The sequence below is a fragment of the Chloroflexus sp. genome, from assembly GCF_034431535.1.
GTDB lineage: Bacteria > Chloroflexota > Chloroflexia > Chloroflexales > Chloroflexaceae > Chloroflexus.
Genome location: NZ_DAOUDC010000045.1, coordinates 21,082 through 35,787 on the forward strand (window position 1 = coordinate 21,082; position 14,706 = coordinate 35,787).

The following is a 14,706-nucleotide window of genomic DNA, read 5'->3' on the forward strand; positions in this document are numbered from 1 at the left end:
TGATATGAATACATACGGTAATTTTAAGAATGATAAAAGTGATGAATATCAACCTGAGGTCATGGTTTGGGGCCACCGGTTGCGAGAGGGCCAGCACTGGATGGAGTATTTGCTGGAGTTTTTGAGCGTACTAGCGGGATATGGCTATCAGTTTGGCCGTACCGATGATTATCGGGTGCCAGCGCGGTTAGGGTTGAAGCGGTTTGTGTTCTACGATGAATACGAAAAGACCCAAGATCCGCGTGATCGAAAGGCGGTCGATTTATTGCGGCAAGAGCTAGCGAAGCATGTGCAAGCCAATGGCCATCAACCTGAAGCAGTCTTAGAGCAGTTGCGCGCATTACTGCGTTCATTTTCCGTGATTGAAGCGAATCGTTCTTGGTTTGCCAAAAGCTTGTTCCCTGTGCATGAAGAATTGTTGCTATGGGAAGCGTTACGCAAGGGGGCAACCAAAAATGTTTACCAGGATCAGGTTGATAGTCTGACAATCGAACAATTGGATGCGGGGATTGAATTTTTGCCGAGAAATTTTTTTGCGCGCGGCGGTGAGTTGTACTACTTGATGATTTCAGCCGGAACTGAACAATCGCCAGAGCAGCGCCAGCGCATCGGTCATCGATTGCGCGAACTCTTAGTCGAGCGCAATCAGACGCTAGGGCGGTTTGCGCAGATGGTCAATGCCTGCCATTCGACATTGATCGGTGAAGAGCAGATCGTTAAAACGGAACCGGGATGGCTGCCTGATCCGGCTTGTTCGTTGTACCGGCAATGTGCGGAGGATGTTGATCATTTGCTCGATAACAGGCTTGATGCGCTAGAGAGTCTTGAACTGCTAGCTCACCTGATCGGATTTCATATCATTATTTATATTTACCATCGTGCGCATCCCAATCATAACGATCACATTCATCACACAGGACGGTGTCTTAATCAGTGCCGGCCTGAGCTCCTGATCGATATTCCCGGTGATGAGGATAGCCGGGTTATCCGGCAAATATCGGCCAGCCAACTGTTACGGCACGAACAATGGCAGAGTCATCGAATTCGGACATGGTTCCGCAGCGATGCTATGGCGATAGCACAGCATACAACCGCCGAAGCATTGATACATGCACTCGTTGATCGAGCAGAACAACGTGTCCAGGGTAAACGTAAAGTTACTCCCCAAACCTTTCAGAACCGCATTACACAATTTCGCCGGCAAGTGCTCCAACTTAAAAACAATACGGATACGATCATCGAACACTATAGCCAGATGATGTATGAAATGACAGAACGTAACTTCCGACAGCATTTTATTCCCATCCATCGCCGGCTTGGCCGGGCAATTGGCTTGATCGCACCACAGCGCGGCCCGCAGCCACGGTTTGTGTTAGGTGATACGTTACTCAAGACATTGACGATGACCGTTATCAAGCCGTTTGAGCAGGCCATAAGCTTTGGCGAATTCCTAACCCGATTATATCAACGGTACGGCATTATCATTGGGCCGGGGGAGGCGCGTGTTTCAAAATTGCTAGAGCGAGCTGGGGTGAATGAAGGGGTGTTTGCCCGTAATCGCGAGCGGTTGCTCGAGCGGATGAAATTTGCTGGTTTAGCAACCATCTATTCTGATGCGACGGCAATGGTGCATCGAGCGTAGGTAGCGGAGGCGCCATGACAAAGAGTCCTGATCAGATTATTGCTAATGCAATTATGCAATGCCTAGATCGTTTCGCCTCGCAAGATCAAACTAGCCGGGTATTTGTGCGCTTAGAAGATTTTTCAGCCGACGTGTATCGTCACGTGCTCAAAACAATCCGGCCCATCCTGAAGGGTCACCCCGTGATAGTGCGGACGGTTGGTCTGATTAAGGGTTTTGAACAATTTCAAATCGAACCTGACAAATCAGCCACGTGGTATCGCAACAACTTGAAGGCAGGACACATGCTCCTGCTGATTTTTAACCGGCGCGCGAGCGATGCGCAAAGCCTAAAAGATATGTATGTGCTTAATAGCACAGCTCTGCTGCGTGACTATTTAGATGAGCTAATCGAAGCCAGTATTCAGTATTATCAAATAAGTCGAGATGAACAAAAAGTATTGAGTGATTTCGTGCGTGTTCGCTTGCATCGTTTAGGAATCGAATCGTCACTTGAAAATATAGTATCATTTTTTGTCGAAATCGATCGATTGTTAAATGATCATGTCACCATCGAGAAGGCAATTGCCCAAACTTTACCCCATCTGCGCTTATTCCGTTGTGCTGAATTAGCCAAACACCTTCATACCGCGCGCGCCGATAAACTGCTGCGTGACGTGCGAGATGCAGCACGGATCGGTTTTGAGATCATTGATGAGCAACGAAGAGAACAGTACCTTAGGAATCTTGAGCGGGCCGAACTGAGTGACGAGGCGGCAACTGGCGGTTTATCATCTGCACAGAAAAAGCAGTTACTCCGCACTTTTATATTGGGTGAACTAGCTGATGATCCGGCTCAGCTTCGCCAAGCCCTTGTGCTTGATTGGGCCGAGGTACAACAGATCATCAAGCCGCGTCGCAAGAAAGCAAGCCTTGAGCAGGTTATTCAAGAACTCGATCAGGTGATCAACCAAACAGATGATGATGTTGAGTTTGTGCAGGAATTAATCAGCCAACTCCGGGATGGGTTTGAGGTTGAGCGATCGCTGATCGAGCAGACATTGGCAGATTACCGTGAAATGCTGTCGGTCGAGAGTCAAAGCGCACTTCGCCGGCTTATGCGACCGCGTAAAGTTAGCAGTGCTGATTTTTTGACCGGCTTGCTATCAGCATTGATAGATCTGCGCCATTTGCGTGAAGATAACGAGGTTGCCGGCGCACAAGTAGTGGTGCAATTTCAGCCGTCGAACGACAATCAACCGTTGGCGGAGGCCGTGCAAGCATTTCGCTGTTTGTACGGCGGTATTGAGACAGTTATGAGCGCTATTCGGTGGGAATTAGCTGTATTATGGAAGTTAGCTGTTGATCAAACCGAAGAAGAGGATTTGGGTAGTGATGAGACCGAACGGGTGAAAACGAGTGAACTGGCCTTCAATGTTCTGCTTCAGCGTAAGAATCAGACAATCGCGTCAACCACATTGATCTGGGAATATCGCTCAAATAGTCCAGCAGCAGCGACCTATCAAGCGCTGGCATACGAGAACAGTTTATTTCCATCATCTCTCCACGACCCTCTATTTGCCGCTGCATCGCCATCGTTACGGATTCCATGCTATACCTCTTGCAAGCTTCCGGCTAACACTGTCGATCTTGATCTTCATCGTCCTTTGTATACATTTGGCAATTGGCACCAACAAGCAGATGTTGAACGCAACAACCTGCGGTGCGTGCTCGAAAAGAACTTCCGCGATCTCCAAGTGCCTGCTGAAGCGGGATCTGCCCTGATGAACGCTCTCGATAGTCTTGAACAGGCATGGGCTAAGGTTGTGCAAGCGGCATTGAAAGGATTGTTTGATGCACCGATTGTTCAATTTATACAGGCATACCAACAATTTCTAGCAACAACTCTCGAATATTTGTCAAAAAAGCAATATAAAAAAATTTATCAAACTATCAATAAAGCTTGGATCATAAGCGAATCTTCGCAAATAGATTGGGCAGTAATACCGCTCATCCATCCGTTGAAATTAGATTGGTGGCGTAAACGGGCAATATACTATCACGGTATTATTACCCAGATGTTTCGTGATTCAACACCAGCGCGCGCCATTGACGACAAACGGTTTCGGCGGGAAATGAGTCTCATCGATAGCGCATTAGCGACTCCGCCGGTTATTGCGCTGATCAACGATCAGCATCAAGGGCATTGGTATGTAGCGCATGAAGATGTGCAGGGGTACACGCTCTTCCGTGGGGTACGCGAGACTAACGACATTACCGGCGCTAATGTTCACGAGCTAGCCACAGATGAACAAGAGTTGATGGCAAGTCAGGCCGTCGAAACGCTAGTTGGGATTCTGCAAGACTATATTGAAACGTACCCCTTTGCGCGAGAGGGTATCACGATCGTACTCCTCGAATGCCATAACAGCGCTCTGCCGGTATTGGTGCTCAAACACTTGAGTGCGCGGAAAACAACAGCGCGTGATCCTGAGCGCATTCATCTCATTGTGCATACATCCGCTTACGGGGGATCGATCTACCGGCGGCTAGATGAATGGCTAGCTAGCGAGCCCCCGGGAACCGAGCGCGAAGGGGCGGCCTATTTGCCGCGCATTGTGGTTGAAGTGCGCGAGTGCGCGCTTAATGAACTCTTGCAGTCAGTGAAAAGGTCAGATGTCGTTGTCTTGGTCGATCTGTTCAATCGGGTGAATCAACCGCTGAAAGCAAAGCTTACTAGGCTCACCCAGTGGGATGCAGGCAATACAACCATTGACTTCTATCCTGCGCGACCGGAACCGTTCCGAGAAGGTGCAATTGAACGGTTGTTGCAGTTAATCCCGAACAATAAACCGGATGTATTGCGCCTCTTCCTGCTCTGCCAGTATGCCGGCAATCTACAGCCGGGAGCTGAAATGCCAGCGGTAATGAATGATCTGGAGTTAGCGCAAGTACTCTCGCTCGATGCATGGCAAGCCGATCTTGAACGGTTGCACCATCACTTCAATTGGGTGGTGTGCTACGATCAAGTCATTGATCGCTTCTTGCTCAAAGCGGCGTGCCACGATCGCATTCAAATCATTCGCTATGCGCTAGGGCTAGGCGGACAACGGCTGCATCATTTGACGGTCTCTTCCGCTCGTCGAACCCAAGAGATTGTGGTCAAACGTCTCGCCAACAGGCTAGCTACCATGGTGCCGCGGATCGGGCGAAGTCAGTGCCAACAGATTGCGGCTCATTTAGCTGAAATGGCCAATCGGATTTCAGGTGATATTGTGTTGCGGGCCGCCGGGCCGGGATTGTTCCTCAATGAGTTGATCGGTCTCGTTGTAGCAATGTTTCAAGCTGAGCAGGCGTTTCAGCGCCAATATACGCAGGCGCTTAGCGTGTGGATCTTGCTCGATGATTATAAGCATTGGTTCCAAAGCGGCAAAATGCCTGATTTGCTCTTGATTGGATTGCAGGAAGTGGATGAACGGGCTCTGGTTCATTTACAGCTCGTGGAAGCAAAATGCGTTAACGCAACCGCATTCGAGCGAGAGGCAAAAGATGCGTGTTTGCAAGTGCGGAGCGGGGTAAGCCGATTAGCCGGCATCTTTGCCCCCGGCGGACTCCATCTCGATGCGCCATTCTGGTACGATCAACTCTATCGTGCTATTGCCGGCAATGTCCAATTTAATGATGAGCAGTTTGAGGTTTGGAAGGCAGTTTCTGAACAGATCCATCGTGGTGAGTATGATTTCGTCATTAGTGGCGCTAGTTATGTTTTCTGTTATGATGATCAAGTAGGAATTTTCAATGGTCCAGACATTCGTCCATTTACCGAAACGGCTGCTGACGCCCCAGCGGCATCATTGACTGAACATCGCTATGGGCGCAATGAGTTGATAGCGGCGCTGCGCCAGCTTGTGCAGCAGACGAGTGCGCTTGATCCGCAACAGATATTTGATTGGACGCCTGATCCGGCTGAACGTTCGCACGATGTCGCTGCAGAGGCGGTGGGTCTGACCGCAAATGTGCCCGCCTCTCATTCCCTAGTGCTCTCGCCGATATCAAACACGCCGGGTGAACAAATCTATCTCTCATCACCTCGTGTCACACCTCAGGTACAGCAGTTCGCGATTGCCGAAGGTCAAAATAACAGTCCAAGTGTTCAATCCAAAGAGGAATCGCTAGCCCCTATTCCACCGGTCGAGGCCGCATGGCTTGAACAAAAAGCGCACGATATCGAGCGCGCCCTCCGCCAGCGCGGTGTCCAACTCTATTCCATCAATACCAATGATGCGGATCAGGGGCCAAGTATTGTGCGGTTCAAGTTTCGGCTCAAGCCAAATCAGCAGTTGAAACGAGTGCAGGCAATGGTCGAAGATCTGGCACGCGATTTGAAACTGTCTGCGCCACCGTATATCGACAATGTGCCGGAAACAGACTTTGTCGGCATAGACATTCCACGGCCACGGCGTGAAACGATCTATTTACGTCCATTCCTTAAGCGATTACCTTTGCCAAAGCCAGCAGAACTGCCGATTGTGATAGGGATTGCACCGGATGGCCAGTCAATTATTGAAGATTTAGCGGAATTTCCTCATCTGTTAGTAGCCGGTGCTACCAAGTCGGGTAAGTCAGTCTTCTTACGCAATCTGTTGCTCAGCCTGTTAACGGTCTATCGTCCGGGAGCGTTGGAGTTGCTGATCATCGATCCGAAACAAACAGACTTTACGTTATTCAATAAGCTGCCCTATTTGCGAGGGGGTGAGGTCATCGTTGATCGCAAGGCGGCACGAGAAGCATTGCTTGACTTAGCACGCACCGAAATGCCGCGCCGGCAAAAGATTATGGCCAATCGAAGCATGAATATTAAGGCGTTTAATCAACGGTATCCCGAAGAGGCATTACCGCCGATTATCGCTTTGATCGATGAATATGGCCTATTAACAAGTCTCATGAGCAAAAAAGAGCGAGAGGCATTTGAGCAAAGCTTAGGTGAGCTAGCCGCAGCCGCGCGTGCGGTTGGCATTCATATCATTTTGGCTACCCAACATCCGAGCGCTGAGGTCATTACCCCGATTATCAAAGCCAATTTAGATGCTCGGGTAGCGTTGCGCGTAGCCTCTCATGTAAATTCGCGAGTAGTGTTAGACGCGACCGGAGCCGAACATCTGCTCGGTCAAGGCGATATGCTCTTCCGCCGGGCAGATGGACGGATTCTGCGCTTGCAGGCACCGTTTATGGATGAAGAGGAGCTAATGCGGTTGTTAGATACGTACCGTTAAACTCTCTCCCCCACCACATTGATCCATTGGATGCCGGGCCGGCTAGTATCAGGCGCCTCCTCTACCACCAGTACCCGCATGCCCACCGATTCGAGCAGGAGGATGAAGTGGGTAAGGGGAATATCGGTATACAAGCGGCCATCGGGGGTGCGTTCGCCGTCGGGGGGCGGGGTGCGGTACGAGACGATTAAGCGCCCGCCGGGACGGAGGATGCGGGCGAGGTTGACGGTGGCGCCGGTGAGTTCGGCGATGGGGAGGTGCATGAGCACGGCGACGCAGAGGACGTTGTCGAAGCTGGCGTCGGCAATGCCGGCGAGGTCGGGGAGGGCGGCTTGTTGGACGTTGATGCCGGCGTAGGCGGCGCGGGCTTCGTTGATCATGCCCTGCGATGGTTCAAAGCCGATGGTGGGGTAGCCGTGCTGTTCGAGCCATACCACATCGCGCCCGCTGCCGCTGCCGATGTCGGCGGTGGGGCGCCCCGGATGGAAGAATGTTTTAATCAGGCGGTAGATCGATTCTGGGCGCCGGTTGCGCTGGAATGCGGCCTGTTGGCGGGCCAGTTCGTCGTAGGCGCGAATGGTTTGTTGGTCAGGCATACTTCATTAGCCGGTGCAGGTGATAGGTTTGCCGATTTAAGCTGCCTAGCGAAGATCTGGCACACTTGGTAAGATGGGTTGTGGTCTTTTGTTCATCGTGGTTGTTTCCGGCAAACGACATCATCGGGTATGTGCGCTCTGGTATCCGAGAGCCGGCAATCTAGCCAGTGTTACCCCGTTTCTCCGGCGTCAGCCACGTCGAGGGCGTAGCGCAGCAACGTTTCGCGCGGAATGACCGTCAGTGCGGCTTCGTGGGTGGCAGCGAGGATCACCGGTGGAGCGACGCCGGCGTCGTAGGCTTCGAGCCAACGGAGTGCGCAGAGGCACCAACGGTCGCCCGGTTTGAGGCCGGGAAAGCTATATTCGGGCCGCGGCGTTATAAGGTCGTTGCCGCGTGATCGGCTGAAAGCAAGAAATTCAGCGGTGACTTGAGCGCAGACGACGTGGAGACCAGCATCGTGCGGGCCGGTATCGCAGCAGCCGTTGCGATAAAAGCCGGTCAGCGGCTGCATACTGCACGGCGTGAGTGCATTGCCAAGAACGTTGCGGGCCGGCGATCGTTGATGTCTGTTTGAGTACATCATATTTCGTGTGATTGCTCAATTGCTACGGTTTGGGTGCAACATTACTGCATACTGGTGAACGGGATCAAATTCCCGGCGTCGTCCAGCGTCCAGACGGTGCCGTCGTTGGCGGTGATGCCGGTTTGGGTGCGCCAGCGTTCGGGCAGGGGGCGCGGCATTGCCAGCATCCCGCCTGAGGGGGTGCTGAGCAGGGTGAAATCGAGCGTGCCGGTGGTCTTGCCGCGCACGGTGACGCGCACCTTCCAGCAGCCGTTCCATTCACGGTAGAAGTCGTAGTCGAGTTCAACCGGGCCAAGCAGGCCGGTGAGCAGATCGGCAATCAGTTTTTTGGCTTCCGGGACGCGCTTGCGCAGATCGGTGAGCGGTTGCGGTGTTGACATATCGTTCCTACCGTTATACGTGTGCGAGTTGTGGAACGGTTTGGCTCCATAGTAAGCTTGCCGCAGGCTACATTAGAGCGGACGTGTAATGCCGTTGCGGTTGAGCTTCGCTTCGCGCCAGACGCGGACCGCGCCGCGGATGAGTCGGTAGGCGACGAAGGCAAGAACGATGGTGATGAGGAAGGCGATGACGGGTAGGAAAATTGCAAATAGGCTGAGCACAAACGAGAGTGCATCTTCAAAGAAACTGAGGAATGAGTTGGCGGTGCCGCCGGTTGCTGCGGTGACGGCGGGCCGGATGCTGGCGCGGGCACTTTGGGTGCCGGCGGCGGCGATGATGGCGGCGATGGCGACGACGGCAGGGTGGATGGCGACGACATCTTGGGCGGCAGCAAGGGCGACAATCGCGCCGGCGATGGGGCTGATGACAAGCCCAATGATGTGGAAGACGCTGTCAACCGCCGGTACTTTGTCGCCGATGAAGTCGAGGATGGCAAGAACGGCAAGGACGATCATGGTGATCGGATGGGCGAGCAGATCGAACGGTTCGCTGAGTTGGATGAGACCCAGCCGGGAGAGGACACTGACGGTTAACAATGGCAGATAGGCGTTGAGGCCGGTAGCGGTGGCCAGACCAAGCGAGCTTGCCAGTGCGATGATTGTCTCCATGGCAGTACTCCGGTGGCGGATGGATTGCGGAACAACCGCGTTCGATACTCTTGCGCCGAGGAGGATGGTATGCGTTGCCCCGGCAGCAATTTGCTCCTTTTCTCCATCAGACGTGCAACCTGCGCGAAAAGTTGCGCGTCTGATCGCGTATCATGCTACCACGTTCCGGTAGGGCAGAGTGAGGATGGAGTATGGCAGAACCTCCGCGCGGTCGTCCGCGCCCGATCCCGTCGCTGCCGCGCCCGCAGACACTGCGGCAGTGGGGGATTGAGACGCGGCGAGCGTTGCGCAATGTGCCGGCGGCGTTCCGGCTGGTGTGGCAGGCCGATCATCGACATACCGTGGTGATGGCGATGATTACGTTACTCAATGCCGGGTTGCCGTTAGCACAGGCGTATGTCGGTAAGTTGATTGTTGATGCAGTGGTTGCTGCGGTGCAGGGTGGCGTTGATGCGCTCGGTGGCTTGCAACAGGCGTTGCCGTGGCTACTGAGCGAGTTTGTCTTGATCACACTGGGGGCGGTGTTGATGCAAGGACGGTCGTTGAGCGAACACATCTTGCATGCCCGCCTGAGTAATATGGTCAATTTGATGATCATGCGCAAGGCGCTGCTGCTCGACCTGCACTACTTCGAGGATGCGCAATACTACGACAAATTGCAAAACGCGCGACGCGAGACCAATTGGCGGGCAATGGCAATGGTCAACACTGTGTTTAGTGCCATTCAGCAAGGGTTGACCTTGATCTCATTTGCAGCCAGTTTGTTTTGGTTTAGTCCACTGATTGCGTTGGTATTGTTTGGAGCCACGATCCCGGCTTTTCTTGCGCAAACTCATTTTAGTCGGCTGCGTTTTCGGCTGCTCACATGGCGGGCACCGGAGTTTCGCCGGATGCAATACCTTGAGCATTTACTGACGGTGGATACAGCCGTTAAAGAGGTGAAGCTGTTTGCGCTAGGCGAGCCGTTGATCGAGCGCCATCAAGAGCAGTTTCACCGTTTCTTCCACGAAGATGCGGCGCTGGCCCAGCGGCGTTCGCTGATCAGCACCTTGTGGGGGATTGTGGCGAGCGCCGGCTATTACGCCGCTTACGGTTGGATCATCTGGCAGACGGTGGCCGGGGTGATTACCATTGGTGGAATGACCTTCTACCTCACCCTTTTTCGGCAGAGTCAATCGGTGGTGCAGACGTTGTTCGGCAATTTGGCCCAGCTCTACGAAGGCGGGTTGTTCTTGACCACCTTGTTTGACTTTTTGGCGATCGAGCCGCGCATGCGCCACGGACGCAATCTGCCGGTGCCGCGACCGATTCGGCAGGGGATCGAGTTTCGCAATGTCAGCTTTCGTTACCCTGATCGGGAAGAATGGGCCTTGCGCGACATCAACCTGCGGATTAGGCCGGGGGAAAAGATCGCGCTGGTTGGTGCGAATGGGGCCGGCAAGACGACGTTGATCAAGCTGCTGACCCGGTTGTACGATCCGACCGAAGGTCAAATCTTGCTCGAGGGGGTTGATCTGCGCGATTACAATATCAATGAGCTGCGACAGCGGATTGGGGTGATCTTTCAGGATTTTGTCCGTTATCAGACCACGGCGCGGGAGAATATCGGGTTTGGTCAGATCGACGAACTGGCGAACGAACCGCGCATTCGCTTGGCGGCGGTGCGAGGCGGGGCCGATGAAGTGTTGGCGCAACTGCCCCATGGCTATGATACGATGCTGGGGCGCTGGTTTGAGAACGGGGCCGAGCTGTCGGGCGGGCAATGGCAGAAGATTGCGCTCGGACGCGCGTTTATGCGCGAGAGCGAAGTGCTGGTGCTGGATGAGCCGACGGCGGCGCTCGATGCTGAACGCGAATACGAAATCTTTCAGCGGTTTCGGGATTTGACCACGGGGAGGATTGCGGTGCTGATCAGCCACCGCTTCTCGACCGTGCGCATGGCCGACCGGATTGTGGTGCTCGAGCATGGCCGGATCACCGAGATGGGAACGCATGAGGAGTTGTTAGCCCGCGGCGGGATGTATGCCCGTTTGTTCAATATGCAGGCCGAAGGCTATCGTTGAAGCGAGAGAGGTCATCATGGAGATCGGCGCGCTGCTCAAGCGGGGGTTTACGGTTTGGTGGCGGTACAAGGTGTTGTGGGGGCTAGGAGCGTTGTTGGCGTTGTTCGGGCGTGGGTATGGCATAACGATTAATCTCGGCGTCGTACAGCCAGAAGAGGTGCCGGCAGATTTGGTGCCGGCGTTGCTATCTCTGATTCCCCAAGAGCTGACGCCGGAGACGGTTGTTGGGAGTTTGATCACGGTGACGTTGATTCTCTTCGGATTGTGGATAGTGCTGTTGTTGGTCGGTAATTTGGTCGAGGCGGCGGCAATTGTGCAGACCGATCTGCTCGATCGGCGTGGGCAGTTTGATGTGAGCGGTAGCTTTGCCATCGGTACACAGCGGATGATCCCCTTGTTTCTTTTAGATGTTGTGTTGAGTATTCCGGCGCTGGTGATAGGTCTGCTCATCATCATTGCAGTGGGTGTGCTCTTGATGAATCTCACGACGATGGCGAGCGATGCACCGGGCGTAGAGATGTTAGCCGGAGCAGTGGTTGTGATGCTGGGAGTAGTGTTATGCCTGAGCATACCGTTGTTGATCTGGGGGTTCGTGTTGTCCTTGTGGCGACCGCTGGCAGCACGGGTCTGTGTGCTAGAACAGCAGGGGCCGGTAGCGAGTATTAAACACGGCTGGGCAATCCTCCGGCGTAACTTGGGGCAAGTGGTGATAGTGTGGCTAGTGCTCTTAGGTATCGGTGTGATCTACAGTTTGCCGGTTGGGGCAATTGCCGGAGTGTTATGGGCAGTGACGGCGGCTAATCCGTTGACGAATTTTGGCCTGTGGGTTGCGATTACGATCCTGTTTAACGTAATCTTTGCAGTGATATTCGGTGGTATCTTGGCAAGCCTCAACGTAGTATTGTGGAACGTTGGCTACCGGCAGTGGACAGGGGCGGTGCCGGCGATGGAGCAGGCGTATGCGCCGGTGCAGATACGGTAAGCGGTGGATGTGACCGATCTGCCCCTCCTCGTCAATAAGGAGGGGCAGATCATTGATGGCGAAGTTATCGGTCAGGGTGTGTAGGCCTGAATCGTCTCACCAAAAGCGCGCTCAGCAGTGGCAGCGCGACGGAGCAATGCCGCGATCTGAATCGGCTCAGTTGCGGTCGATGCCTGTTCATAGTAGGTCGCGGCTTCGGCAAGATACGTCGCCGCCTGTACAATATCTGGTTCGGCGGCAAAAGATTCACGGAGGAATGTAGCATTCTCACGACGCAAGCGCGCGGTTGTGGCAAATGTGTCTCGAATCTGCTGGGGAGCAATTTGGCCGCGTTCAAGCGCTACAATGAGTTGCTCGAGGGCGGCGAGGCCGGTTGGTGGACCGTACTGCTGATTGCCGAGCGTGACGTGAGCAATTTGCTGCCACACCGGGCCCATATCGGTCGAGGGAGTAGTCGGCAGAAAGATGGTCAGGTTGTACTGCCACGGATACCCAAGCGCTGCCGCGTGTGCTGCCATCGCCGCCAGTACCCGCTCGTTGGTGACATAAAGACCGGGCTCGCCGGCTCGATGGTGACCGGGTTGGCAATTGGCGGGCGCGACGCAAACCGTTTCATAGACGAAAAACCCTTGTTGATCGTAGCCGGCGAGGATATCGCTGTGCGGAATGAGTTCGTTAGCACCATAGAGCTGCCCCATATCGAGGGCTAACCGTACCGGATAGCCCTGAGCGATGAACGAGCGGGCAGCAGTAAGCCAGAGGTCGGGGTCATCAGTGGTGTAATAGCGACGTTGCAAGCCTAGGTAAGGTGCGGCAACCCGCAGACCGATTTCGGGGTCTTGACCGAAGGGAGTCACCTCAACACTATTGGGTAAAGCGGAAAAGCCATAGGTAAATGCCATCAGCCAATCGATGGCCGGGCGCGGTTGGAGATTACCATAATGGGCAGCAATCATCTGCAAACTTGTTGATTGACAAACCGGCAAATCGGCAGCAATCCACGGGGTATCAACCAACATCCACGAATCAGGGGCGGGAACAAGCGTAGCTGTGGTTAACGGTTGTGGTTCATACGTTGATGAAAAATACCAATGAAGCAGTGCCCGATTGAACCATTGCCGACCAACTATCAGCACAGTGGTGAGCAAGACAAGACTAATACCAACAATAATTGCGATTCGATACCGGCGCATTGGTTTATTCCTTACGCGGCCCAATATTAATACACAGAGCCAGCATAGCACCGGCAAAGTGGTGTGTGGTGAAACATTCAGCTACTGTAAGGAAAGAAACCTCCCTCGTACCAACCGTAGGCAGGAGGGGATCAACTTTCGTGATGAGACCAGAACGGAGCAGGTCGGCGGGTTGTACGTGGTGGTAGTGCGCGCCGATGACGACGTTGGCGGGTGCGCATGGTCAGGGCCACGAGAGGCCAGACCAAGCCGGCGATGATGAGAACCCCAAGACCCTGGATAAGTGCGATCAAGCCGGCCATTTCCATAATGGTATCTCCTTGGATGAGACAATGCTTATGATCTAATTACGTATATACTAACTCATGCTGAGACGTAGTATACTGCAATAAAATGATTTTGTAAACCATTTACTGTAAAAAACCTTTTAACCGGCGGCGCGGCGTACAGTGGTTGGAACGTGCGGTGCGAGTTGTCCGATCTACGCATCGGTTACGGCGGTAAGCACGATAGATGTGCCCGGAGGCCAACTTCTTTAGCTTTTCTTCAGTTTTTCTTTGGATTTGATTAAGACTGGTCTGCTACGCTACCATTGCCGGCAATGATGTAGTCAGGCAACGCATCAGCATAAAGGAGAACCTATGCGAGTGATTCTAGTAATACTATGTATAACAATGTTCGGAATGTGGGCTATCTCGCCAAGGGCTGCACACGCGCAGCCGGCGCCGCCCCCGGCTTTTTCCGATACACCGGTGACAGTGACCGGCAGCGTGACAGCGTTTAAGTACACGCGACGAGGCGAAGTAGATGGGTTCTACCTTAACGATGGCACGGAAGTACGTTTTCCCAAGCACCGGGCATGGGAAGTAACGCAAGTAGTAACGATTGGATCATCTATGCAAGTCGATGGTATCCAGCGCTTTGGGCGATGGGGCGACATTCACGTGAAAGCGCAGGTCATTACCAATCTGACGACCAATGCCCAGGTAGTCATCGAAGAGGTGGTGTCGGTTCGCGGTCAAATCGAGAACTACACGTATAGCCGTAGCGGTCGGATAGACGGTCTCATCCTTAGCACCGGTGATACAGTGAAAATACCAAGGCGTATGAGCGCTTATATCAGTAGTCGCTTGCCGATTGGAACACCGGTACAAGTCGATGGTGTCCGTAAAACCGGCAAGTGGGGTGATGTGCATATCAAGCCCGATACAATAACCAATCTCAATACCGGTGAGGTGTTCGTTATCCCATAGTAATCGACTCGTGTCAGATCATTTGCCGGTATGATGTGGATGCGACATTCGCGTCGCATCCACATTCCTGTATGCGGGAGGTGAACAGTGCA

The 14,706-nt window shown here is 53.5% G+C and carries 10 protein-coding genes; 5 read left to right on the top strand and 5 right to left on the bottom strand.

The genetic code is table 11. The features are described from left to right. Positions 1 to 4: 4 nt before the first annotated feature. Both U9R61_RS10665 and U9R61_RS10670 read left to right on the top strand, forming a co-directional pair. Positions 5 to 1,642 (top strand): hypothetical protein, encoded by a 1,638-nt coding sequence (locus U9R61_RS10665; protein WP_322488802.1) that lies wholly within the window; start codon positions 5 to 7, stop codon positions 1,640 to 1,642. Between the two features lie 14 nt (positions 1,643 to 1,656). After that, the gene (locus U9R61_RS10670) at positions 1,657 to 6,894 is read left to right on the top strand and encodes a DNA translocase FtsK (protein WP_322488803.1); all 5,238 of its coding nucleotides are present in this window, start codon (positions 1,657 to 1,659) and stop codon (positions 6,892 to 6,894) included. Here U9R61_RS10670 and U9R61_RS10675 read toward each other — a convergent pair. The 4 genes from U9R61_RS10675 to U9R61_RS10690 form a co-directional block, all read right to left on the bottom strand. Beyond that, complete coding sequence (locus tag U9R61_RS10675; protein WP_322488804.1) at positions 6,891 to 7,490, bottom strand: class I SAM-dependent methyltransferase; 600 nt, start codon at positions 7,488 to 7,490, stop codon at positions 6,891 to 6,893. The two genes, U9R61_RS10670 and U9R61_RS10675, sit on opposite strands and share 4 nt — an antisense overlap. 170 nt (positions 7,491 to 7,660) lie before the next feature. Next, positions 7,661 to 8,071 (bottom strand): DUF2237 family protein, encoded by a 411-nt coding sequence (locus U9R61_RS10680; protein ID WP_416208842.1) that lies wholly within the window; start codon positions 8,069 to 8,071, stop codon positions 7,661 to 7,663. 44 nt (positions 8,072 to 8,115) lie between these two features. Continuing rightward, complete coding sequence (locus tag U9R61_RS10685) at positions 8,116 to 8,454, bottom strand: hypothetical protein (RefSeq protein ID WP_322488806.1); 339 nt, start codon at positions 8,452 to 8,454, stop codon at positions 8,116 to 8,118. 72 nt (positions 8,455 to 8,526) lie between these two features. Then, a complete protein-coding gene (locus U9R61_RS10690) occupies positions 8,527 to 9,123 on the bottom strand; it encodes a DUF4126 domain-containing protein (RefSeq protein ID WP_322488807.1) in 597 nt (198 codons plus the stop codon). Between the two features lie 191 nt (positions 9,124 to 9,314). On the opposite strand from U9R61_RS10690, the gene U9R61_RS10695 reads away from it, so the two are divergent. Next, complete coding sequence (locus U9R61_RS10695; RefSeq protein ID WP_322488808.1) at positions 9,315 to 11,186, top strand: ABC transporter ATP-binding protein; 1,872 nt, start codon at positions 9,315 to 9,317, stop codon at positions 11,184 to 11,186. 16 nt (positions 11,187 to 11,202) lie between these two features. After that, complete coding sequence (locus U9R61_RS10700) at positions 11,203 to 12,168, top strand: hypothetical protein (protein WP_322488809.1); 966 nt, start codon at positions 11,203 to 11,205, stop codon at positions 12,166 to 12,168. 71 nt (positions 12,169 to 12,239) lie between these two features. Here U9R61_RS10700 and U9R61_RS10705 read toward each other — a convergent pair whose 3' ends face one another. Next, the gene (locus tag U9R61_RS10705; RefSeq protein WP_322488810.1) at positions 12,240 to 13,361 is read right to left on the bottom strand and encodes a hypothetical protein; all 1,122 of its coding nucleotides are present in this window, start codon (positions 13,359 to 13,361) and stop codon (positions 12,240 to 12,242) included. A 641-nt stretch (positions 13,362 to 14,002) separates the two neighbouring features. Between U9R61_RS10705 and U9R61_RS10710 the strand changes: the two genes are divergently transcribed. Continuing rightward, positions 14,003 to 14,614: a hypothetical protein gene (locus U9R61_RS10710; RefSeq protein WP_322488811.1), complete on the top strand. Its 612-nt coding sequence runs from the start codon at positions 14,003 to 14,005 to the stop codon at positions 14,612 to 14,614. Positions 14,615 to 14,706 lie beyond the last annotated feature (92 nt).